General features: G+C 76.9%; 1 protein-coding gene. It reads left to right on the top strand.

The genetic code is table 11. The features are described 5' to 3' along the window. Positions 1-2 precede the first annotated feature (2 nt). Positions 3-25,337 (top strand): type I polyketide synthase, encoded by a 25,335-nt coding sequence (locus tag ACGFYP_RS30450; RefSeq protein WP_393500335.1) that lies wholly within the window; start codon positions 3-5, stop codon positions 25,335-25,337. Positions 25,338-25,392 lie beyond the last annotated feature (55 nt).

The following is a 25,392-nucleotide window of genomic DNA, read 5'->3' as shown; positions in this document are numbered from 1 at the left end:
CAATGAGCACCAACAACGAGGAACTCGTCTCTGCACTGCGCGGATCCCTGCGTGAGGCCGAGCGGCTGCGGCAGCGCAACCGCACGCTCGTGGAGGCGGCGGCCGAGCCGATCGCGATCGTCGGCACCGCCTGCCGCTTCCCCGGCGGCATAAGCTCCCCCGAGCAGCTGTGGGCCGCGGTCGAGGCGGGTACGGACCTGGTGTCGGGCTTCCCCGAGGACCGGGGCTGGGACCTCGACGTGCACGACCCCGACCCCGAGCGGTCCGGCCGCAGCTACACGGACCGGGGCGGATTCCTCACCGGAGCGGCCGACTTCGACCCGGCCTTCTTCGGCATCTCGCCGCGCGAGGCGCACGCGATGGACCCCCAGCAGCGGCTGCTCCTGGAGACCTCGTGGGAGGCGTACGAGCGGGCGGGCATCGACCCGCACAGCCAGCGCGGCAGCCGCACCGGCGTGTTCGCCGGCACCTGGGGCCAGGGGTACGGCCTCGGCGCCCGCGCCCCCGAGGACGCCGAGGGCTACCTCGTGACCGGCGCCGCGACCGCCGTCGTCTCCGGCCGCGTCGCCTACGCCCTGGGCCTGGAGGGCCCGGCCGTTACGGTCGACACCGCCTGCTCCTCGTCCCTGGTGGCCCTGCACTGGGCGGTGCGGTCGCTGCGGGCGGGCGAGTGCACGATGGCCCTGGCGGCCGGCGTGACCGTCATGGCCACGCCCGGCGTGTTCGTCGAGTTCTCCCGCCAGCGCGGCCTCGCCGCCGACGGCCGCTGCAAGGCGTACTCGGCCGACGCGGACGGCACCGGCTGGGGCGAGGGCGTCGGCGTCCTGCTCCTGGAGCGGCTCTCCGACGCGCGCCGCAACGGCCACCGCGTCCTCGCCGTCGTCCGCGGCTCCGCCGTGAACTCCGACGGCGCGAGCAGCGGCCTGACCGCGCCCAACGGCCCCTCGCAGCAGCGGGTCATCCGGCAGGCGCTCGCCGACGCCCGGCTCTCGCCCTCCGACGTCGACGTCGTGGAGGGACACGGCACCGGCACCCGGCTCGGCGACCCGATCGAGGCCCAGGCGCTCCTGGCGACCTACGGGCAGGAGCGGGACCGGGAGCGGCCGCTGCTGCTCGGCTCGGTCAAGTCCAACCTCGGGCACACGCAGGCCGCGGCGGGCGTCGCGGGTGTCATCAAGATGGTCGAGGCGATGCGGCGCGGCGTCGCGCCCAAGACCCTGCACGTCACGGGGCCGACACCGCAGGTCGACTGGTCGGCGGGGGCGGTCGAGCTGCTGACCGAGGGCCGCGACTGGCCTGTGACCGGCGCGCCGCGCCGCTCGGCGGTCTCCGCGTTCGGCGTGAGCGGCACCAACGCCCACGTGGTCCTGGAACAGGCCCCGGAGACCACCGGCGTGCCCGAGGATGCTCCCGAGTCCGGGCGGCTCGCGCACCCGAGTGTGCCGTGGCTGCTGTCCGGTCATACCCCGGCCGCGCTCCGCGCGCAGGCCGAGCGGCTGGCGGCCGGTCTGCCCGACGACGCCGAACTCCTCGACGTCGCCTCGGCGTTGGCCACCGAGCGGGCCGCGCTGCCCTTCCGCGCGGCCGTCGTCGGCGCCGACCGCGAGCGCCTGGTCGCCGGTCTCGCCGCGCTCGCGGCCGGAGCGCCCGCCGCCGTCGCGGGCGAGGCGCGGCCCGACCGTACCGTCGCGATGCTCTTCACCGGCCAGGGTTCCCAGCGTGTGGGCATGGGCGAGGAACTGGCCGCCGCGTACCCGGCGTTCGCCGCCGCCTGGGCCGAGGTGTGCGCCGAGTTCGACACCGTACTTCCCCGGCCGCTGCGCGAGGTCGTGGCCGAGGGCGGCGACGACCTCGACCGGACCGTCCACGCGCAGGCGGCCGTGTTCGCCTTCGAGGTCGCCCTGTCCGCGCTCCTCGACTCCTGGGGCCTGCGTCCCGACCTCGTCCTCGGCCACTCCGTCGGTGAGCTGGCCGCCGCCCACGTCGCGGGCGTGCTGTCGCTGCGGCACGCCGTCGTCGTGGTCGCCGCGCGCGGCAGGCTCATGCAGGCGCTGCCCACGGGCGGCGCGATGGTCGCCGTCCAGGCGAGCGAGGCCGAGGTCGCGGGCGACCTCGGCCCGGCGGTGGCCCTCGCCGCCGTGAACGGTCCCACGTCGGTCGTGCTCTCGGGCGACGAGGACGCCGTGCTCGTCGCCGCCGAACGGTTCGCCGCGCTCGGCCGCAAGACGCGGCGGCTGCGGGTCAGCCACGCGTTCCACTCGCACCGGATGGAGCCGGTCCTCGACCGCTTCCGGCAGGTCCTGGGAGCGGTGGCGTTCACCCCGCCCCGGGTGCCGTTCGTCTCCGCCGTGACCGGAGCACCGGTGGGCGAGGAGCTGTGCGACCCCGAGTACTGGGTGCGCAACGTCCGCGACACGGTCCGCTTCGCCGACGGCGTCCGCGCGTCGGCCGACACCGGCGCGGACACCTTCGTCGAGGTCGGCCCCGACGCGGTGCTCAGCGCGCTGGTCGCCGACGCCCTGCCGGAGGACTCCGACCGGCCCGAGGTCCTCGCCGTGGCCGCCGCCCGCGCCGAACGGCCCGAGGCCGAGAACCTGGTCACCGCGCTCGCCCGCGTGCACGCCCACGGCGGACGCGTGGACTGGGCCGCCTTCTTCGGCCCCGGCACGCTCCCCGTGGACCTGCCGACGTACGCCTTCCAGCACGAGCGCTACTGGCTGGCCGCCGAGCCCGCCGACGACCTCGGCACCGCCGGTCTCGCCGCCGCCGGCCACCCGCTGCTGCGGGCCGCCGTGGAGCTGCCCGCCGACGACTCCGCCGACTCCGACCGGCCGGACGCCCCGGGCGCCGTGGTGTTCACCGGTACGTTCTCCCTGCGTACCCACCCGTGGCTGGCCGATCACGCCGTCCTCGGCACGCCCCTGGTGCCCGGCACCGCGTTCGCCGAACTCGCCGCCGCCGCGGGCGACCGGATCGGCTGCGGCACGGTCACCGAACTCGTCCTGACCGCCCCGCTGGCCCTCCACGGCTCCGGCACCGTCCGTCTGCGGGTCCGCGTCGACTCCCCCGACCGTGACGGCCTGCGCGCGGTCACGATCCACTCCCGGCCCGACGACGCCCCCGGCGACGGCACCGGCTGGACCCGCCACGCGACCGGCACGCTCGCCCCCGCCGACCCCGAGCCCGCCGCCGTCCTCGCGACGTGGCCGCCCGCCGGCGCGGAGCCGGTCGCCGTCGACGCGCTCTACGACGACCTCGCGGCCGCCGGCTTCGGCTACGGCCCCGCCTTCCGGGGCGTGCGCGCCGCCTGGCGCCACGACGGCGCGATGCTCGCCGAGGTCGACCTGCCCGAAGGCACCGACGAGGCCGGATTCGGCCTGCACCCGGCCCTGTTCGACGCCGCCCTGCACGCCCTCGGCCTCGGCGGTGTGGTGGAGCGCGGCGGGCTGCCCTTCACCTGGACCGGCGTACGGCTGCATGCCGTCGGCGCGCGGTCCCTGCGCGTGCGGCTGACGCCGACAGGACCGGACGCCGTCGCCGTCACCATGGCCGACGCCGAGGGCAGGCCGGTCGCCACCGTGGCCGACCTCAGGCTGCGCCCCGCCGTCGAGGTCGGCGGCAGCACGGGCGCCGACGCCCTGCACCGCGTGCAGTGGGAGCCGCGCCCTGCCGGGCAGTCGACCGCCGCCCGCTGGACCGTCCTCGGCGCCGACGCGGACGGCATCGCGGCCGCGCTGACCGACGCGGGAGCCGAGGTCACCGGCGCGGACCTCGCCTCCGTCGACACCCTCGACCTCCGCGAGACCCTCGCCACCCTCGACACGACCGGCACGGACGCCGTCGTGGTCACCGTCTCCAAGCCCACGGCCAAGGCCACGGCCGGGTCCGCGGCCGGGTCCGTTCCCGAGGAGGTGCGGGCCGCGACGCACGAGGCCCTCGCGCTCGTCCGCACCTGGCTTGCCGAGGACCGTACGGACGTCCCGCTCGTCGTGGTGACGCACGGATCGGTCACCGCCGACCACGGCGACACCGTGCCCGACCTGGCCGGCGCCGCCGTGTGGGGCCTGCTCCGCAGCGTCCAGTCCGAACACCCCGGCCGGGTCGTCCTGATCGACCTGGACACCCCCGAGGCCGCCACCGCCCTCCCCGGCGCGCTCGCCACCGGCGAACCCCAACTCGCCGTACGGGGCGGAGCCCTGCGCGTTCCCCGGCTCGCCAGGGCCGCCGCACCGGAGGACGGCACCGTCGGCTTCGACGGCACCGTGCTCGTCACCGGCGGAACCGGTGCGCTGGGCCGCCTCGTCGCCCGGCACCTGGTCGAACACCACGGCGTACGCGGGCTCCTGCTGCTCGGCAGGCGCGGCGCGGACGCTCCGGGCGCCGCCGAGCTCGTGGCCGAGCTCGCCGCGCTCGGCGCCACCGCCGACGTCGTCGCCTGCGACGTGACGGACCGCGAAGCGCTCGCGGGCGCCCTCGCGACCGTCCCGGCCGAACGCCCGCTGACCGCCGTCGTCCACGCGGCGGGCCTGCTCGACGACGCCACAGTGGAGTCCCTGACCCCCGAGCGGCTCGACACCGTGCTCCGCCCGAAGGCCGACGCCGCCTGGCACCTGCACGAGCTGACCGCCGACCTCGACCTGCGCGCGTTCGTCCTCTTCTCCTCCCTCGCCGCCACCGTCGGCAGCCCGGGCCAGGGCAACTACGCCGCCGCCAACGCCTTCCTCGACGCCCTCGCCGCCCACCGGCGCGCCCTCGGCCTGCCCGGCACCTCGATCGCCTGGGGCCCGTGGTCCGACGGCATGGCCGGCGGCCTCGACCGCGTCGACACGGCCCGCCTCGCCCGGGGCGGCGTCGCCCCGCTGCCGCCCGCCGACGGCCTCGCCCTGTTCGACGCGGCCTGCGCCGCCCCCGCCTCGCTGACCGTCGCCGCGCGCCTGGACCTTCCCGTACTGCGCGCGCAGCACGGGCTGTTGCCGGCCGTCCTGCGGGGCCTCGTCCCCGCCCCCGACCGCCGTACCGCGGCGGCCGCACGGACCGGCGACTTCGCCGACCGGCTCGCCGCGCTCCCCGAGGCCGACCGGCGCCGCGCGGCGGTGGAACTCGTCCGCGAGAACGCGGCCGCCGTCCTCGGCCATGCCGGCTCCGACGCGATCGCCGTCGACCGGGCGTTCCTGCAGCTGGGCTTCGACTCGCTGACCGCCGTCGAGCTGCGCAACCGGCTCGGCGCCGCGACGGGCCTGCGGCTCGCGGCGACCGTCACCTTCGACCACCCCACCCCCACCGCCCTGGCGGACCACCTGCTGGCCGAGACGCTCGGTACGGGCCGAGGGGCACCGCAGGTCGTGACGGCCGGCGCACCGGTCGACGAGCCCATCGCGATCGTCGGCATGGCCTGCCGCTACCCCGGCGGCGTCGCGTCCCCCGAAGACCTCTGGCGGCTCGTCCTCGACGGCACCGATGCCGTCACCGGCTTCCCCGAGGACCGCGGCTGGGACCTCGGCGGCGTCTACGACCCCGACCAGTCCCGCGCGGGCACCAGCTACACCCGCGAGGGCGGCTTCCTGCTCGACGCCGCCGAGTTCGACGCGTCCTTCTTCGGCATCTCGCCGCGCGAGGCCCTGGCGATGGACCCGCAGCAGCGCCTGCTCCTGGAGACCTCCTGGGAGGCGATCGAGCGCGCGGGCCTGGACCCCGCGACCCTGCGCGGCAGCGCCACGGGCGTCTTCGCCGGCCTGATGTACCACGACTACGGCAGCGGCGCGGGCACGCTGCCCGAGGGCGTCGAGGGCTACCTCGGCCTCGGCACCGCGGGCAGCGTGCTGTCCGGCCGCGTCGCCTACACCATGGGCCTCGAAGGCCCGGCGGTCACGGTCGACACGGCGTGCTCCTCGTCCCTGGTCGCGCTGCACTGGGCGATCCAGGCGCTGCGCTCGGGCGAGTGCTCGATGGCGCTCGCGGGCGGCGTCACGGTGATGGCCACCCCCGGCACCTTCGTGGAGTTCTCGCGGCAGCGCGGCCTCTCCCCGGACGGCCGGTGCAAGTCGTTCGCGGCATCGGCCGACGGCGTCGGCTGGGCCGAGGGCGCGGGCGTGCTCCTCGTCGAGCGGCTGTCGGACGCCCGCCGCAACGGCCACCCCGTCCTCGCCCTCGTGCGAGGCAGCGCCGTCAACCAGGACGGCGCCTCCAACGGCCTGACCGCCCCGAACGGCCCCTCGCAGCAGCGGGTCATCGGCCGCGCGCTGGCGGACGCGGGTCTCGCGTCCTCGGACGTGGACGCGGTGGAGGCCCACGGCACCGGCACGACGCTGGGTGACCCGATCGAGGCGCAGGCACTGCTCGCGACCTACGGTCAGGACCGGGAGCGGCCGTTGCTGCTCGGCTCGGTGAAGTCGAACATCGGCCATGCGCAGGCTGCTGCGGGTGTGGCGGGTGTGATCAAGATGGTGCAGGCGATGCGGCATGGTGTGCTGCCTCGGACGCTGCATGTGGACGAGCCGTCGCCGCACGTGGATTGGTCTGCGGGCGCGGTCGAGTTGTTGACGGAGGCGCGGGAGTGGCCCGCGACGGGAGCTCCGCGTCGGGCGGGTGTGTCCTCGTTCGGTGTGAGCGGCACGAACGCGCACGTCGTTCTCGAAGAGCCCCCGCTCGCGGCCGAACCTGAGGCCCGGCCCGCGGAGAGGGATCTGCCGGTCCTTCCCTGGATCCTGTCGGCCGATTCGGCGGAGGGTCTGCGTGCGCAGGCGGAGCGTCTTGCCGCGCACGGCTCGGCGCTCGATGCCGATCCGCGCGATGTGGCGTTGGCGCTGGGTACGACGCGTTCGGTGCTGGGGCATCGTGGTGTGGTGCTCGGTGGGGGCCGGGCCGAGCTGTTGGCCGGTCTTTCCGCGCTGGCATCGGGTGTTGAGGCGCCTGGTGTGGTGCGGGGTGTCGCGGGCGGCGATGGCCGGGTGGCGTTCGTCTTCCCTGGTCAGGGTTCGCAGTGGGTGGGTATGGGGGCGGAACTCCTCGATTCCTCCCCGGTGTTCGCCGCCCGGATGGCGGAGTGCGCCGCCGCGCTGTCCCCGTTCGTCGACTGGTCGCTGCTCGACGTGTTGAGGGAGGCCGAGGGCGCCCCCGGCCTGGACCGGGTCGATGTCGTGCAGCCGGTGTTGTGGGCCGTGATGGTGTCGCTGGCCGAGGTGTGGCGGGCGCACGGTGTGGTGCCGTCGGCCGTGGTGGGGCACTCGCAGGGTGAGATCGCCGCCGCGTGCGTGGCAGGCGCTCTGTCGCTGTCCGACGCGGCCCGTGTGGTCGCCCTCCGCTCCCAGGTCATCGGTGAGGTGCTGGCCGGTCAGGGCGGCATGTTGTCGGTCGCCCTTTCGGCCGACGCCGTGGCGGAGCGGATCGTGCCGTGGGCCGGTCGTGTCTCGGTCGCCGCGCTCAACGGGCCCGCCGCGACGGTGGTGTCGGGTGATCCGGACGCGTTGGACGAGCTGACGGCCGCCTGCGCGGCCGAGGGTGTGCGGACGCGACGGATCCCGGTGGACTACGCGTCCCACTCGGCACACGTCGACGTACTGCGTGAGCGGCTGCTCGCCGACCTCGCCGACGTCGTCCCCACCGCCGGAACCGTTCCGCTGTTCTCCACGCTGACGGGGGACTGGATCGGGGGCACGGCGCTGGACGCCGAGTACTGGTTCCGGAACCTGCGGGAGCCGGTGCGGTACGCCGACGCGGTGGCCGGTCTTCTCGCCCAGGGCTACCGGGGCTTCGTCGAGGTCAGCCCGCACCCGGTGCTGACCGTCGGCACGCAGGAGACGGTCGACGCGGCCGACGCCACGGCCGTGGTCGTGGGCTCGCTCAGGCGCGACCAGGGCGGCGTGGCCACTCTCCTCGGCCACCTGGCCGAGGCCCATGTCGGCGGTGTACGGGTCGACTGGGCCGCCTTCTACGCCGGTACGGGCGCGCGGGCGGTCGAGTTGCCGACGTACGCCTTCCAGCGCGAACGCTTCTGGCTCGCGCCGACCGGACCCGCCCTCGGTGACCTCGCGAGCGCCGGTCTGGCCGCCGCGGGGCACCCCTTGCTCGGCGCGGCCGTCGACCTCGCGGAGGACGGCGGACTCGTCCTGACCGGGCGTCTGGCCCCGGGCACGCCCGCATGGTCGGCCGACCACGTCGTCCTCGGCGCCGTGCTGCTGCCCGGCGCCGCGGTGGCCGAGATCGTGCTCGCCGCGGGCGACCGGCTCGGCTGCGGAGTCCTCGACGAGCTGGTGATCGGCGAGCCGCTGGCGCTGCCCGAGCACGGCACCGTCCAGCTCCAGGTCCGGGTGGGCCCCGCCGAGCCCGACGGCCGCCGTGCCGTCGGCGTCCACACCCGCCTCGCCGGCGACGACGGCCCGTGGACGCGGCACGCCACCGGCGTCCTCGCGCCGACGGGCACCGACACCGGTACGCCGCTGACCGAGTGGCCGCCCGCCGGCGCCGAGCCGGTGGACGTGTCGGAGCTCTACGCCGACCTGGCCGACCGCGGTCTCGACTACGGCCCCGTCTTCCGGGGCGTGCGCGCCGCGTGGCGGCGGGGGACAGGACAGCGCGCCGAGGTGTTCGCCGAGGTCGAGTTGGAGGCGGAGGACCCGGCGGGCTTCCTGCTGCACCCCGCCCTGCTCGACGCGGCCCTGCACCCCATCGGCCTCGGCGGTCTGGTCGGCACGGGCGGGCTGCCCTTCGCGTGGCAGGGTCTGCGCGTGTACGCCGTCGGTGCCCGCGCGGTGCGGGTCCGGCTGGCCGCCCTCGGCGGTGACGCCGTGTCGGTCGACCTCGCCGACGGCACCGGCGCGCCCGTCGCGGGCGTCGAGGCGCTGCGGCTGCGTGCCGTCACCGCCGCGCAGGTCGCCGCGGCCCGCACGGCGGGCGACCCCCTTCTGCACCTCGACTGGCTCCCGGTGTCCACGCCGGAAGCGCTCGAAGCGTCCGGAGCGTCCGAGGCGCCGGGAGCGCCCGAAGCGCCCGCCGACGCCGATGCCGACTTCGTACTGCTGCGTCTCGACGAGGCCGACAGGTCCGGCGAACCCGGCGACGTCCGCCGCGCCGTGCGTGAGGTGCTCGCCGAGGTCCAGCGCTGGATCGCCGACGACAGGGCCGAGCGCCTCGTCGTCGTCACCCGCGCCACGGACCTGGCCGGTGCCGCCGTCGGCGGTCTGCTGCGTGCGGCCCAGGCCGAGCACCCCGGCCGGTTCGGCCATGTCGAGATCGACGAGCACGCCGACTCCTCGGGGGCCGTGGAGACCGCGGCGGCCCTGGCGGAGGAGCCGCGGGTCGCCGTGCGCGCGGGCGAGGTGTTCGTCCCGCGCCTGGCTCGCACCACGGCCTCCGACGACACCGGTTCCGTCCCCTTCGGACCGGACGACACCGTCCTCGTCACCGGCGCGGGCGGCACGCTCGGCGGCCTCGTCGCCCGGCACCTGGTGACCGCGCACGGCGTGGGCGGCCTCGTCCTGGTCGGCAGGCGGGGCGCGGAGGCGCCCGGCGCCGCCGACCTGGTGGCCGAACTGACCGCGCTCGGCGCCCGGGTCTCCTTCGCCGCCTGCGACGCCGCCGACCGCGACGCGCTCGCCCAGGTGCTCGCCGCGCACCCGGTCACCGGTGTCGTCCACGCGGCGGGCGTCCTGGACGACGCGACCGTGGAGTCCCTCACCCCCGAGCGGGTGGACGCGGTGCTCCGGCCCAAGGTCGACGCCGCCTGGCACCTGCACGAGCTGACGGCGGAGCTCGGTCTCCGCTCCTTCGTGCTCTTCTCGTCCCTCGCGGGCGTCCTCGGAGGCCCCGGCCAGGGCAACTACGCCGCCGCCAACGCCTACCTCGACGCGCTCGCCGAGCACCGCAGGACCCTCGGCCTGCCCGGCGTCTCGATCGCCTGGGGCCTGTGGGCCCCGGCCAGCGCCATGACGGGCCGCGCCGACACCTCGCGCATGGCGCGCGGCGGCGTCCTGCCGCTGCCCGCCGACCGAGGCCTGGCCCTCTTCGACACGGCCGTCGCGGGCGGCGGCCTGACCGTCGCCGCCCGGCTCGACCCGGCCGCCCTGCGCGACCAGGGGACCCGTCTGCCCGCCGCGCTCCGAGGCCTGGCGGGCGCGCCGCGCCGCCGGGTCGCCCGCGACGGGGACCCGGGCGGGCTGCGCGCCCGCCTCGCTGCCCAGCCGACCGCCGAACGCACCCGGACCGTACTGGACCTGGTGCGCGGTCAGGCCGCCGCCGTACTCGGGCACGGCTCGGCCGACGCCGTCGCCGCCGACCGGCCGTTCCTCGAGTTCGGCTTCGACTCGCTGACCGCCGTGGAGCTGCGCAACCGGCTCGGCACGGCCACCGGCCTGCGGCTGCCCGCCACGACCGTCTTCGACCACCCGACGCCGGCCGCGCTCGCCCGGCACATCCTCGCCGAGCTGCTCGGCGCCGCCTCGGCCGACGGGCCCACGGCCCCGAGCACCCTCGCGCGGCTGGACGAGCCGATCGCCATCGTCGGCATGGCGTGCCGGTTCCCCGGCGGCGTGGCGTCGCCGGAGGACCTGTGGCGCGTCGTCGCCGATGGCCGCGACGTCATCTCCGCCTTCCCCGCCGACCGGGGCTGGGACCTCGACGCGCTCTACCACGCCGACCCGGACCACGAAGGCACGAGCTACACCCGCGAGGGCGGCTTCCTCGCCGACGCGGGCGAGTTCGACGCCGGGTTCTTCGGCATCTCGCCGCGCGAGGCCCTCGCGATGGACCCGCAGCAGCGGCTCCTCCTGGAGACGGCGTGGGAGGCCGTGGAGCGGGCGGGCATCGACCCCACCGCGCTGCACGGCAGCCGGACGGGCGTCTTCGCCGGAATGATGTACCACGACTACGCGGCGCGCCTCGGCACGACGCCCGAGGGCCTCGAGGGCTACCTCGGCATGGGCAACTCCGGCAGTGTCGCGTCCGGCCGCATCGCCTACACCCTCGGTCTCGAGGGCCCGGCGGTCACCGTCGACACAGCCTGCTCGTCCTCCCTGGTCGCCCTGCACTGGGCGACCCGTGCGCTGCGCTCCGGCGAGTGCGACCTCGCGCTCGCGGGCGGTGTCGCGGTGATGGCCACCCCTGGCACCTTCGTCGAGTTCTCCCGTCAGCGCGGCCTCGCCCCCGACGGCCGCTGCAAGTCCTTCGCGGGCGCCGCCGACGGCGCGAGCTGGTCCGAGGGCGTCGGCATGCTGCTCGTGGAGCGGCTCTCCGACGCGCGCCGCAACGGCCACCGCGTCCTCGCCGTCGTCCGCGGCTCCGCCGTCAACCAGGACGGCGCGTCCAACGGCCTCACGGCACCGAACGGTCCTTCGCAGCAGCGGGTCATCCGCAGCGCGCTCGCCGACGCCGGACTTGACGCCGCCGACGTGGACCTGATCGAGGGCCACGGAACGGGTACGACGCTGGGCGACCCGATCGAGGCCCAGGCGATCATCGCCACCTACGGGCAGGACAGGGACCAGGACCGGCCGCTGTGGCTGGGCTCGGTCAAGTCGAACCTGGGGCACACCCAGGCCGCCGCCGGCATGGCGGGCGTGATCAAGGCCGTCGAGGCGATGCGGCACGGCGTGCTGCCCAAGACGCTGCACGTGGACGAGCCGTCGTCGCACGTCGACTGGTCGGCGGGCGCGGTCGAGCTGCTGACCGACGCACGGGAGTGGCCGGAGACCGGCGCGCCGCGCCGAGCGGGCGTCTCGTCGTTCGGCGTCAGCGGAACCAACGCGCACGTCGTCCTGGAGGCCGCACCGGACGCCCCCGAGGGCCCGGAGCCCGCGCGGGCACCGGGCGCCGTGCCGTGGGTGCTCTCGGCCCGCACCGAGACCGGGCTGCGGGCCCAGGCCGCGCGGATCCTGGACTGGGTCCGCGACGACACCGACGTCCTGGGCACCGGCTTCTCGCTGGCCACCGGCAGGGCCGCGCTCCCGCACCGCGCCGTCGTCGTCGGCGCCGACCGGGACGAGCTCGCCGACGGCCTGGCCGCCCTGGCTGCCGACCGGCCCGCCGCGCACGTCGAGTCCGCGCGGGCCCGCGCGGACGCGGTCACCACGCTCCTGTTCACGGGGCAGGGCGGCCAGCGGATCGGCATGGGCGAGGAGTTGGCGGCCGCGCATCCGGTGTTCGCCGAGGCCTACGACGCGGTGTGCGCCGAGTTCGACGCGGTCCTCGACCGTCCGCTGCGTGAGGTGATCGCCTCGGGCGAGGGTCTGGACGACACGGAGTACGCGCAGTCCGCGCTGTTCGCGGTCGAGGTCGCCCTCTACCGCCTCTTCGAGTCCTGGGGCGTACGTCCGGACTTCCTGATCGGCCACTCCGTCGGCGAGTTGGCGGCCGCGTACGTCGCCGGTGTCTGGTCGCTGCGTGACGCGGTGACCGTGGTCGCCGCGCGGGGCCGGCTCATGGGCGCGCTGCCCGAGGGCGGCGCGATGATGGCCGTGGAGGCCTCCGCGGAGGAGATCGTTCCGACGCTTGTCGAGGGCGCCGGGATCGCGGCGGTCAACGGGCCGTCGGCCGTCGTCGTCTCCGGCGACGAGGACGCGGTCCTCGCGATCGCCGCCCACTGGTCCGAACAGGGCCGCAGGACACGCCGACTGACGGTGAGTCACGCCTTCCACTCGCATCGCATGGAGCCGATGCTCGCGGAGTTCGCACAGGTCCTGGAGTCGGTGGGCTTCGCCGCGCCGAGCATCCCGGTCCTGTCGACGGTGCCCGGTGGGGGTGACCTCACCGAGCCCGGCCACTGGCTGCGCAACGTCCGCGAGGCCGTACGGTTCTCCGACGCCGTGCGGACCGCCGCCGAGGCGGGCACCACCCTGTTCCTCGAACTCGGCCCCGACGCCGTGCTGTCCGGCCTGGTCGCCGACTCGGCCGGCGCGGATGCCGTGGCCGTCGCCGCCCAGCGCGACGGCAGGCCCGGCGAGCGTACGGCCGTCGCCGCGCTGGCCCGCCTGCACGCCGAGGGCGTCCCGGTCGACTGGTCCGCGTTCTTCGCGGACAAGGGCGGCCGATGGGTCGACCCGCCGACCACCGCCTTCGAGCGCACCCGCTACTGGCTCGACGTCCCGGCGCCGCAGACCGCCCTCGCGGACGACACGTTCTGGGCCGCCGTCGAGCGCGGCGACGTCGCCGACCTGCTCGGCGTCTCCGCCGACGCGGGCCTCGACGCGCTGCTGCCCGCCCTGTCGTCCTGGCGCGACCGGGACCGTACCGCCGCGACCGTCGACGGCTGGCGCCACCGGGTCCGGTGGACGCCGTCGGCCGACCGGTCCACCGCGACGCCGACCGGCCGCTGGCTGCTCGTCGTCCCGGAGGGCGACCTGCCGCTCGCCGCCGACTGCGCGGCCGCGCTGCGCGAGCACGGCGCCGACGTCACGTACGTCGCACTGCCCGAAGGCGCCGACCGCGCGACCGTCGCGGCTCTGCTGAACACACCCGATGCCGCCGGTGTGCCGGACGCGTCCGACGTCGCCGGTGCGCCGGACACGTCCGATGTCGCCGGTGTGCCGGACACGTCCGAGATCGCGGGTGTGCTCTCCCTGCTCGGCCTCTCCGCCGACCCGGTACGGGCCACCCTCACCCTCGTCCAGGCCCTGGGAGACGCCGGGGTGGGCGCGCCGCTGTGGTGCGCCACCTCGGGCTCCGTCTCCGTGGGTTCCTGGGACGGGATCCCGGACGCCGCCGTCGCCGCCGCGGGCGTGTGGGGGCTCGGCCGGGTGGTCCGCCTGGAGGCCCCGGACCGCTGGGGCGGCCTGGTCGACCTGCCGGGCGCCCTCGACGAGCGCGCCCGACGCCGCCTCGCCACCGTCCTCGCGGGGACCGAGAACGAGTGCGCGGTCCGCGCGAGCGGCACCTTCACCGCCCGGCTCGTCCACGCCGCCGACAGCCCCCGCCACGAGTGGCGGCCCCGGGGCACCGTCCTGGTCACCGGTGGCACCGGCGCGCTGGGTGGCCACGTCGCCCGGGGCCTCGCCGAGCGCGGCGCCGCCCACCTGCTGCTCGTCAGCAGGCGCGGCCCCGCCGCCGAGGGCGCGGACGAACTGGTCCGCGCCGTCGAGGCCGCGGGCGCCCGGGTGACCCTCGCCGCCTGCGACGTCGGCGACCCGGCCGATCTGGCCGCCCTGCTGGCCCGGTTGCCCGAGGACGAACCGCTGACCGCCGTCGTCCACGCCGCCGGCGTCCTGGACGACGCGCCGCTGGACTCCCTCACCCCCGACCGCGTCGCCGGCGTGCTGCGCGCCAAGGCGGACGCGGCGCTCGCGCTCCACACGGCGACCGCCGGTCTCGACCTCGACGCGTTCGTGCTGTTCTCCTCGCTCGCGGGCACCCTCGGCAACCTGGGCCAGGGCGCCTACGCCGCCGCGAACGCCGTCCTCGACGCGCTCGCGGCCCACCGCCGCGCCCTCGGCCTGCCCGGCACCGCCGTGGCATGGGGCCCGTGGGCGGGCGGCGGAATGCTCGACGCGGCGGCCGCCGGACGGATGCGCCGCGCGGGCCTGACCCCGCTCGACCCCGACCGCGCCCTCGTCGCGCTCGACCTCGCCGTGGGCGGCGACGACGCGCACCTCGTCGTGGCCGACGCCGACTGGGACCGCTTCGCGGCCGCGCCCCTGCTGGCCGAACTGGCCGCGCCCGCGCCGGTCGAGCCGGCCGCCGAGCTCCTCGGCCCCGACCGCGAGCGGGCCGCGCTCGACCTGGTCCGCGCGCACGTCACCGCCGTCCTCGGCCACGCCGGCGGCGCCGACGTCGACCCCGACGCGGCCTTCCGCGACCTCGGCTTCGACTCGCTCGCCGCCGTCCAGTTGCGCAACCGGCTCACGGCCGCGACGGGCGCTTCGCTCGCCACGACCGCCGTCTTCGACCACCCGACCGCCCGCGCCCTGGCCGCGCACGTCCTCGCCCTCCTGGCGGGCGGCGCCGCCGACCCGGTGCGCCCGACCCCGCCCGTGGCGTCCACGGCCACGGCCACGGACCTCGACGAGCCGATCGCCATCGTCGGTCTGGCCTGCCGGTTCCCCGGCGGCGTCGAGTCGCCGGAGGACCTGTGGCGGCTGCTCGCCGACGGCGTCGACGCCGTCGGCCCGATCCCCGCCGACCGGGGCTGGGAGACCGCCGACGCCTACGCCGAGGGCGGCTTCCTCACCGACGCGGCAGGGTTCGACGCCGACTTCTTCGGCATCTCGCCGCGCGAGGCCCTCGTCATGGACCCGCAGCAGCGGCTCGCCCTCGAGACGGCGTGGGAGGCCTTCGAACGTGCGGGCCTCGACCCGCACGGGGCGCGCGGCACCTCGGTCGGCGTCTTCCTCGGCACCAACGGGCAGGACTACGCGGCCCTGCTCGGCGGGGTCACCGAGGCGCACGAGGGCCACATCGGCACCGGCAACTCGGCCAGCGTGCTCTCCGGCCGCGTCGCCTACGCGCTCGGCCTCCAGGGCCCCGCGGTCACCGTGGACACCGCGTGCTCCTCGTCGCTCGTGGCGCTGCACTGGGCGATCCAGGCGCTGCGCTCGGGCGAGTGCTCGATGGCGCTCGCGGGCGGCGTGACCGTCATGGCGACGCCGGGCGCGTTCGCCGAGTTCGCCCGGCAGAGCGGCCTCGCGGCCGACGGGCGCTGCAAGGCCTTCGCCGCCGGGGCCGACGGCACCGGCTGGGGCGAGGGCGCGGGCGTCCTGCTCGTGGAGCGGCTCTCCGACGCCCTCAGGCTCGGACACCCGGTGCGCGCGGTCGTACGCGGCTCCGCCGTGAACTCCGACGGCGCCTCGAACGGCCTCACCGCGCCCAACGGGCCCGCGCAGCAGCGGGTCATCCGCGCCGCCCTGGACGCCGCCGGGCTGCGAGCGTCCGACGTGGACGCCGTCGAGGCGCACGGTACGGGCACCTCCCTCGGCGACCCGATCGAGGCGCAGGCGCTGCTCGCGACCTACGGTCAGGACCGGGACGAGCCGCTGTGGCTCGGTTCGGTGAAGTCCAACATCGGCCACACCCAGGCCGCCGCCGGCGTCGCCGGTGTGATCAAGATGGTGCTCGCGCTGAACGCGGGCGAACTGCCCAAGACGCTGCACGTGGACGAGCCGTCGTCGCACGTCGACTGGTCGGCGGGCGCGGTGGAGCTGCTGACCGAGCGTCGGGAGTGGCCGGAGACCGGCGCGCCGCGCCGGGCGGGCGTCTCGTCGTTCGGCGTCAGTGGAACGAACGCGCACGTGATCATCGAAGAGGCCCCGGCCCACGCCGACGCCCCCGTCGAGGCCGCCGTCCCCACGGCGCCCTCCGACACCGCCCCCGCGCCCGAGCGGCCGACCGGACCGGTGCCCTGGCTGGTGTCCGGGCGTACGGAGGAGGCGCTGCGGGCCCAGGTCGAGCGGCTGCGGGCGTTCGTCACCGCGCACCCGGACGCCGACCCCGCCGACATCGGCCTCAGCCTGGCCACGGGCCGGGCCGCCCTTGCGCACCGCGTCGCCGCCGTCGGCGTACGGACGGACGAGCTGCTCGCCGCGCTCGACGCGGCCGTGCCGACAGTGGCCAGGGAAGGCCGTACGGCGTTCCTCTTCACCGGCCAGGGCGCGCAGCGCGCGGGCATGGGCGAGGAACTGGCAGCCGTGTACCCGGTGTTCGCGGAGGCGTTCGACGCCGTGTGCGCCGAGTTCGACACGGTTCTCGACCGTCCGCTCCGTGAGGTGATCGCCTCGGGTGAGGGCCTGGACGACACGGCGTACGCGCAGCCCGCGCTGTTCGCGGTCGAGGTCGCCCTCTACCGGTTGGTCGAATCCTGGGGCGTGGTCCCGGACATGCTGATCGGTCACTCGATCGGCGAGCTGGTCGCCGCGCACGTCGCTGGTGTCTGGTCGCTGCGTGACGCGGTGACCGTGGTCGCCGCGCGGGGTCGGCTCATGGGAGCGCTGCCCCAGGGCGGCGCGATGGTGGCCGTGGAGGCCACGGAGGAGGAGATCGTCCCGACGCTCGTCGAGGGCGCGGGGATCGCGGCGGTCAACGGGCCGTCGTCGGTCGTCGTCTCCGGCGACGAGGACGCGGTCCTGGCCGTGGCGGCCCACTGGTCCGAACTCGGCCGCAGGACGAAGCAGTTGACGGTGAGTCATGCCTTCCACTCGCACCGGGTGGAGCCGATGCTCGCCGAGTTCGCCGAGGTCCTGGCCTCGGTACGGAGCGAGGCGCCGACGATCCCGATCGTGTCCACCGTGGCCGATGACGACGACGTCACCGAGCCCGGCTACTGGCTGCGCAACGCCCGGCAGGCCGTACGGTTCTCCGGCGCCGTGCGGACCGCGCGCGCCGCCGGCGTCACGACGTTCCTCGAACTGGGCCCGGACGCCGCGCTCAGCGCGCCGACCGCCGAGACCCTGGACGACGTCCTGGCCGTCCCCGTCCAGCGGGCGGGGCGGCCCGGTGCCGCGACCGCCGTGGCGGCCCTCGCCGCCCTGCACGCCGGCGGCGCGCGGGTCGACCGGGCCGCGTACTTCGCGGGCCGGGACGCCCGCCGCGTCGACCTGCCCACGTACGCCTTCCAGCACGCGCGGTTCTGGCTCACGCCGCCCGCGACCACCCCGGCCGGTCTGGCGGGAGCGGGCCTGACCACCGTCGGGCACCCGCTGCTCGGCGCGGCCGTCGAACTGCCCGGCGCGGACGGGGTCGTCTTCACCGGCAGCCTGTCGCTGCGCACCCACCCCTGGCTGGCCGACCACGCCATCCTCGGTCCCGCGCTGCTGCCGGGCACCGCCTTCCTCGACCTCGCCCTCGCGGCCGGCCGCCACATCGGCTGCCCCCGCGTGGACGACCTCGGCCTCGAGTCCCCGCTGCCGCTGCCCGCGCAGGGCGCGGTGCGCCTGCAGGTCCGGGTGGAGGCCCTGGAGGCCGACGGCCGCCGCCAGATCGGCGTCTACTCGCGGCCCGAGGACGACGAGCACGCCTGGACCCGGCACGCGGCGGGCGTCCTCGCCCCCGACAGCGGCCCGGCCCCCGAGGCGCTGACCGCGTGGCCGCCCCCGGGCGCCGAAGCGCTCCCGATCGGCGACCTGTACGAGGACCTGGCCGCCGCGGGCTTCGGCTACGGCCCCGTCTTCCGCGGCCTGCGCGCCGTATGGGGGCGTGACGGCGCCGTGTACGCCGACATCGCGCTGCCCGACGACACCGGGTCGACCGACGAGTACGGCGTGCACCCCGCGCTGCTCGACGCCGCCCTGCACGCGCTCGGATTCGGCGACCTGGTCGCCGACTGGGGGCGCGGGCAGCTGCCGTTCGCCTGGACCGGCGCACGGGTGCACGCCGTCGGCGCGCGGGCCCTGCGCGTGCGGCTCACCGCCGAGGGCGGCGGCATCACGCTGACCGCCGCCGACCCCACCGGGCAGCCGGTGATCACGGTCGAGGGCGTCCGCCTGCGACCCGTGGCCGACGAGCCCACCACCCGTAGGACCGCGCGACCGCACCGGATCGAGTGGACACCGGTCGCGACCGACATCGTCACCTCCGGAACCGCGGCGGCCGACGACGTCACCGAGCTGCTCGTCCCCGGCGGGACGCCCGGCGGTGACGTGGTGGCCGAGACGCACGCGGCCGTCGTCGACGCGCTGGCCCGGATCCGGGCCTGGCTCGACGAGGACCGCCCCGGACGCCTGGTGTTCGTCACGCGCGGCGCCGTCGCGGCGGGCGCCGACGAGGCGCCCGACCCGGTGGCCGGCGCCGTGTGGGGCCTGGTGCGCTCGGCCCAGTCCGAGCACCCCGACCGGTTCACGCTCGTGGACCTGGCCCCGGACGGCGACCGCTCCGACGTGGCCACCGCGCTCCGCACGGGCGAGGCGCAACTCGCCGTACGCGGTGCGGCCGTCCTGACGCCCCGACTGGCCCGCGCGCTGCCCGCGTCCGCCCCCACGGCGGTCTTCGACCAGGACGGCACCGTGCTCGTCACGGGCGGCACCGGCACTCTCGGCGCCGTCGTCGCCCGCCACCTCGCCGTCGAGCACGGCGTACGGCACCTGGTCCTGACGGGCCGTCGTGGCCCGGACGCCCCCGGCGCGGCCGAGCTCGTGGCCGAACTGGCCGAACTCGGCGCCACGGCCCGGGTCGTGGCCTGCGACGCCGCCGACAGGGACGCGCTCGCCGACCTGCTCGCCGGCATCGAGCCGCCGCTCACCGGTGTGGTGCACGCGGCGGGCGTCCTCGACGACGCGACCGTCGAGTCGCTGACCCCCGAGCGCGTACGGACGGTGCTCCGGCCCAAGGTCGACGCCGCCTGGAATCTGCACGAGCTGACGGCGGGCCTCGACCTGACCGCGTTCGTGCTGTTCTCCTCGGCCGCCGGCGTCCTCGGCGCCCCCGGCCAGGGCAACTACGCCGCAGCCAACGCCTTCCTCGACGCCCTCGCCGCCCGGCGCCGCGCCCAGGGCCTGCCCGGCGTGGCCCTCGCGTACGGACTGTGGGAGGCGCGCGGCGGCATGACCGCGGGCCTCGGCGACGCCGATGTGCGCCGCGTCGGCCGCGCGGGCATGCGGCCGATCGGCGCCGAGGACGGTACGGCCCTGTTCGACGCCGCCGTCCACGGCGGCGACGCCCTGTCCGTGGCCGCGCTCTGGGACCTCCCCGCGCTGCGGGCGGCCGGCGACGCGCTCCCGCCGCTCCTGCGCGGCCTCGTCGGGCAGCCCGCCCGCCGGGCGGCCGCGAGCGCGGGGACCGGCGCGGGCGCCGACCGGTTCGCCGGTCTGTCCCAGGTGGAGCGGGAGCGCGCCGCCGTCGACCTCGTACGCGAGCACGTGGCGGCGGTCCTCGGCCACGCGTCCGCCACGGCGGTGGCCGCCGACCGCGCGTTCCTCGACCTCGGCTTCGACTCGCTGACCGCCGTGGAGCTGCGCAACCGGCTCGGCGCCGCGCTCGGCCTGCGGCTCGGCACCACCGCCGTCTTCGACTACCCGACCCCGGCGGCCCTGGCGGCCCACCTCCTGGAACGCGTCCTCGGCACCACGCCGCCCGTCGAACGGGTCGCGGCACCGCTCGCCCCGGCCGACGAGCCGATCGCGATCGTCGGCATGGCGTGCCGCTACCCCGGCGGCATCGCGTCGCCCGACGAGCTGTGGGCCACGGTCGCCGCGGGCGTCGACGCCGTGTCCGGATTCCCCGCCGACCGCGGCTGGGACCTCGCGACGCTCTTCGCCGAGGACCCCGACCGGCCGGGCAGCAGCCACACCCGCGAGGGCGGCTTCCTGCACGACGCGGGCGAGTTCGACGCCGGCTTCTTCGGCATCTCGCCGCGCGAGGCGCTGGCGATGGACCCGCAGCAGCGGCTGCTCCTGGAGACCTCCTGGGAGGCCGTGGAGCGGGCCGGCATCGACCCGGCCTCGCTGCGCGGCAGCCGTACCGGCGTGTACGCGGGAGTGATGTACCACGACTACGTGGCCGGGGTGGGCACGCTCCCGGCGGGCGTCGAGGGCTACCTCGGCACCGGCAACTCGGGCAGCGTCGCCTCGGGCCGCGTCGCCTACACCCTGGGCCTGGAAGGGCCCGCGGTGACGGTCGACACGGCGTGCTCCTCCTCGCTGGTCGCGCTGCACTGGGCCATCCAGTCGCTGCGCTCGGGCGAGAGCGACCTCGCGCTCGCTGGCGGTGTCACCGTGATGGCGACCCCGGGCGTGTTCGTCGACTTCTCCCGGCAGCGCGGCCTCGCCGCCGACGGCCGCTGCAAGTCCTACTCCACCGGCGCCGACGGCACCGGCTGGGCCGAGGGCGCGGGCATGCTGCTCGTCGAGCGGCTCTCCGACGCGCGCCGCAACGGCCACCCCGTCCTCGCCGTCGTACGCGGCTCCGCGGTGAACCAGGACGGTGCGTCCAACGGCCTGACCGCGCCCAACGGTCCCTCCCAGCAGCGGGTCATCCGCAGCGCGCTCGCCGAGGCCGGTCTGCGGCCGACCGACGTGGACGCCGTCGAGGGCCACGGCACCGGCACGTCGCTGGGCGACCCGATCGAGGCCGAGGCCCTGCTGGCCACGTACGGCCAGGAGCGGGACCGGCCGCTGTGGCTCGGCTCGGTGAAGTCCAACCTCGGGCACACCCAGGCCGCCGCGGGCGTGGCCGGCGTGATCAAGATGGTCCAGGCCATGCGGCACGGCGTGCTGCCCAAGACCCTGCACGTCGACGAGCCGTCGACGCACGTGGACTGGTCGGCGGGCGCGGTGGAGCTGTTGACCGAGGCCCGGGAGTGGCCCGAGGGCGAAGGACCCCGCCGCGCCGCGGTGTCGTCCTTCGGCCTCAGCGGCACCAACGCCCACGTGGTGCTCGAACAGGGCGAGCCGCAGCCACGGCCCGCCGAAGAGCCCACGGAGGCTCCGTCGCAGGGAGACGACGGGCGGACCGCCGTCGTCGTCCCCGTGACCCTGTCGGCACGGACGGACGAGGCGCTGCGCCTGCAGGCCGACCGGCTCGCCGCCGCGCTGACCGCCGACCCGGCGCTCACCCCGCTCGACATCGCCTACTCCGCCGCCACCGGCCGCGGACGCCTCGGACGCGGCGCCACGATCGTGGCGAGCACCCGCGCCGAGCTGCTCGCCGGCCTGGCGGCGCAGGGCGGTCCGGCCACCGAACAGGGCACGGGCCGTACGGCGTTCCTGCTGACCGGCCAGGGCGCCCAGCGCGCGGGCTCGGGCGAGGAACTGGCGGCGGCGTACCCGGTGTTCGCCGAGGCCTACGCCGAGGTGTGCGCGGAGTTCGACACCCGGCTCGACCGGCCCCTGCGGCAGGTCGTCGCCTCCGGCGAGGGGCTGGACGACACCGCGTACGCGCAGCCCGCGCTCTTCGCCCTCGAGGTCGCCCTCGCGCGGCTGCTCGGCTCCTGGGGCGTGGCGCCCGACTTCCTGCTCGGCCACTCGGTCGGCGAGCTGGCCGCCGCGCACCTGGCGGGCGTGTGGTCGCTGCGCGACGCGGTGACCGTCGTCGCCGCGCGGGGCCGCCTGATGGCCGCGCTGCCCGTCGGCGGTGCGATGGCCGCGATCGAGGCACCCGAGGCCGAGGTCGCCGCCGAGCTGGTGGCCGGGGCGGTCGTCGCCGCGGTCAACGGCCCGACGTCGGTCGTCGTCTCCGGCGCCGAGGACGCCGTCCTCGCCACTGCCGCGCTCTGGGCCGAACGGGGGCGCAGGACACGGCGGCTGAAGGTGAGCCACGCGTTCCACTCGCCGCTGATGGAGCCGATGCTCGCGGAGTTCGCGGAGGTCCTCGCCTCCGTCGGGTTCCGGCAGCCGCGCATCCCCGTGGTGTCCACCGTCACCGGTGAGGTCGCCGGTGAGGAGTTCGCCGGCCCCGCCTACTGGGTGCGGCACGTGCGGGACGCCGTGCGCTTCGCCGACGGCGTGCGCGCCCTCGACGCGGCGGGCGTGGACACCGTGGTGGAGCTGGGCCCCGACGCCGTCCTCACCGCGATGGCCGCCCAGCTGCTGCCCGGCACCACCGCCGCCGTACCCGTGCTGCGCGCCGGACGTCCCGAGGTGCCCGCCGCGGTCACCGCGCTCGGCACCCTGCACCACCGGGGCGCCGACGTGGACTGGGCGGCGTTCTTCGCGGGCCTCGGCGCCCGGCGCGTCGAACTGCCCACGACCGCCTTCCGACGCACGCGCTACTGGCTGGAGTCCGCGCCGCGCGTCGGCGACCTCTCCGCCGCCGGGCTCGCCGTCGCGGACCACCCGATGCTGGGTGCCGTCGTGGAGTCCCCCGACGGCGTGACGCTCACCGCCCGCCTCGGCGCGGCGACCCACCCCTGGCTGGCCGACCACGCCGTGCTCGGCAGCGTCCTGCTGCCCGGGACCGCCTTCGTCGAGCTCGCCGTCGCGGCGGGCGGGCACGTCGGCTCGCCCCGGGTGCGCGAACTGACCCTGGCCGCACCGCTGGTGCTGCCGGCGGACGGCTCGGTGCTCGTGCAGGTCCAGGTCGGCGCTCCCGCCGACGGCGAGCGGCCGGTCACGGTGTCCGGTCGCGCCGACGGCGCGCAGGAGTGGACCAGGTACGCGACCGGTGTCCTCGCGGCGAGCGCCCCGGCGCCCGCCCCGGGCGCGGGGGAGTGGCCGCCGGCGGGCGCAGAGCCGGTGCCGACCGACGGCGTCTACGACGACCTGGCCACGGCCGGGTTCGGCTACGGTCCTGTCTTCCGAGGCCTGCGCGCCCTCTGGCGGCGCGGTACGGACGCGACGGCCGAGGTCTTCGCCGAGGTCGAGCTGCCGTCCGTGGCCGAGCCCGCGGGCTTCGGCGTGCACCCGGCGCTCCTGGACGCGGCGCTGCACGCGATCGGCGCCGGTGAACTGCGCGCCCAGGGCGTGCCGTTCTCCTGGACCGACGTCACCGTGCACGCCACGGGCGCCCGCTCGGTGCGGGTACGGCTCGCACCGGTCGGCGCCGAAGAGGTGTCCCTGCACGCGTGGGACCACGACGGCCGACCGGTGGTCGGCGTCGAGTCGCTGCGCCTGCGGCCGCTCGGCCCGGACGACCTGCGCGCCGCGCCCGCCGTGGCCGACGCGCTCTTCGACCTCGACTGGGTGCCCGTCGCCGCCACCGGCGCCACCCCGGGCCGCTGGGCGCTGCTCGGCGGGGAGGAGCACGGTCTGTCCGACGCGCTGCGCCCGGTGGCCGACGTCGAGGAGCGTCAGGACCTCGACGCCGTGGGCGAGGGCGTGGCCGTGGTGGTCGCCCCGCTGCCCGCGAAGAGCTCCGGGGACGTGCCGTCGGCCGTACGGGACGTCCTCGGCGACACGCTGGAGCTGGTGCGGTCGTGGGTGACGGGCGACCGCGCCACCGACGCGCGCCTGGTCGTCCTCACCCGCGGCGCCGTGGCGGCCGAGGACGGCGAACGGCCCGACCTGGCGGCAGCGGCCGCCTGGGGCCTGGTCCGCGCGGCGCAGTCCGAACACCCGGGCCGGATCGTCCTCGTCGACACCGACGACGCCCCGGCGTCGCTCGCGGCCCTGCCCGCCGCCCTTGCGACGGCGGAGCCCCAGCTCGTGGTCCGCGCCGGCGGCGTGCGGGCGGCCCGCCTGGTCCGCTCCGCCACCACCGAGCCGGCCGCGCCGCTGGGCGCGCGCGGCACGGTCCTGGTGACCGGCGCGACCGGTGCGCTGGGCGCGCTGGTGGCCCGCCACCTCGTGACGGAACACGGCGTACGCAGGCTGCTGCTGGTCAGCCGGTCCGGGCAGAACCCGGAACTGGCCCGGGAGCTGGCCGAGTCGGGCGCGGTCGCCGAGTTCGCCGCGTGCGACGTCGGCGACCGGACGGCCCTGGCCGCCCTGCTCACGGGCGTCGACCCCGAGCACCCCGTGACGGCCGTGGTGCACGCCGCGGGCGTGCTCGACGACGGCGTGGTGGAGTCGCTCACCCAGGACCGACTCGACACGGTGCTGCGGCCCAAGGCCGACGCCGCCTGGCACCTGCACGAACTGACCCGCGACCTGGACGCGTTCGTGCTGTTCTCGTCCGCCGCGGGCCTGCTCGGCGGGCCCGGCCAGGGCAACTACGCCGCCGCCAACGCCTTCCTCGACGCCCTCGCGGCGCTCAGGCGGGCCGAGGGCCTGACCGCGACCTCGATCGCCTGGGGCCCGTGGGCCGAGGGCATGGCGGGCCAGGTCGACACGCGCAGGGCGGCCCGGGCGGGCATGCTGCCGCTCGACGCCGCGCAGGGCCTGACCCTGTTCGACGTCGCCCGGGGCGGGGCTCCGGTCACGCTCGCCGCACGCCTCGACCTGCCGGGGATGAGGGCCCGCGCGGCGGAACTCCCGCCGGTCCTGCGGTCCCTGGTCCCCGCACCCGCGCGGCCGGTGAACGAGGCGGCCGAGCCGCTCATGCGGACGCTCGCCGCGCTGCCCGCCGCCGAGCGGGAGCGGGCGGCGCTCGACGCCGTGCTGCGGCACACCGCCGACGTGCTCGGCCACGCGGCGCCCGAGGGCGTCGACCCGGGCCGCGGCTTCCAGCAACTCGGCTTCGACTCACTGATGTCGGTCGAGCTGCGCAACCGCCTCAGCGCCGCGGCCGGGCTGCGGTTGCCCGCCACGACGATCTTCGACCACCCGACCCCCACCGCGCTCGCGGCGCACCTGATGGCCGGTCTCACCCCCGGCCGGGTCACCGTGTCCTCGCTGCGCACCAGCACGCTCGCCGAACTGGAGGGCGCATCGGCCGAGTTGGCCGCCGACCTGGAGCTGCGCGACGCCGTGCGGTCCCGGCTGCGCGCGCTGCTGCGGACGCTGGAGGGCGACGGGGGCGACACGGTCGACGACGCGCGCGGCGACGACGCGCTCGACGAGGTCAGCCTCGACGAGCTGCTCGACCTCGCCGACCAGGAGCTGAGGGACCTCTAGATGACCGACCACGACCGCCCGGACCGTGCTCACGGCACGGCCGACGCCCACCCCA

It is taken from the genome of Streptomyces sp. NPDC048370 (genome assembly GCF_043200825.1).
Classification (GTDB): domain Bacteria; phylum Actinomycetota; class Actinomycetes; order Streptomycetales; family Streptomycetaceae; genus Streptomyces.
This window is presented reverse-complemented; position numbering and strand designations above follow the sequence as displayed.

Excerpts from the sequence above, each read along its gene's own strand:
- ACGFYP_RS30450 (WP_393500335.1), top strand. The coding sequence starts at position 3 with ATGAGCACCAACAACGAGGAACTCGTCTCTGCACTGCGCGGATCCCTG.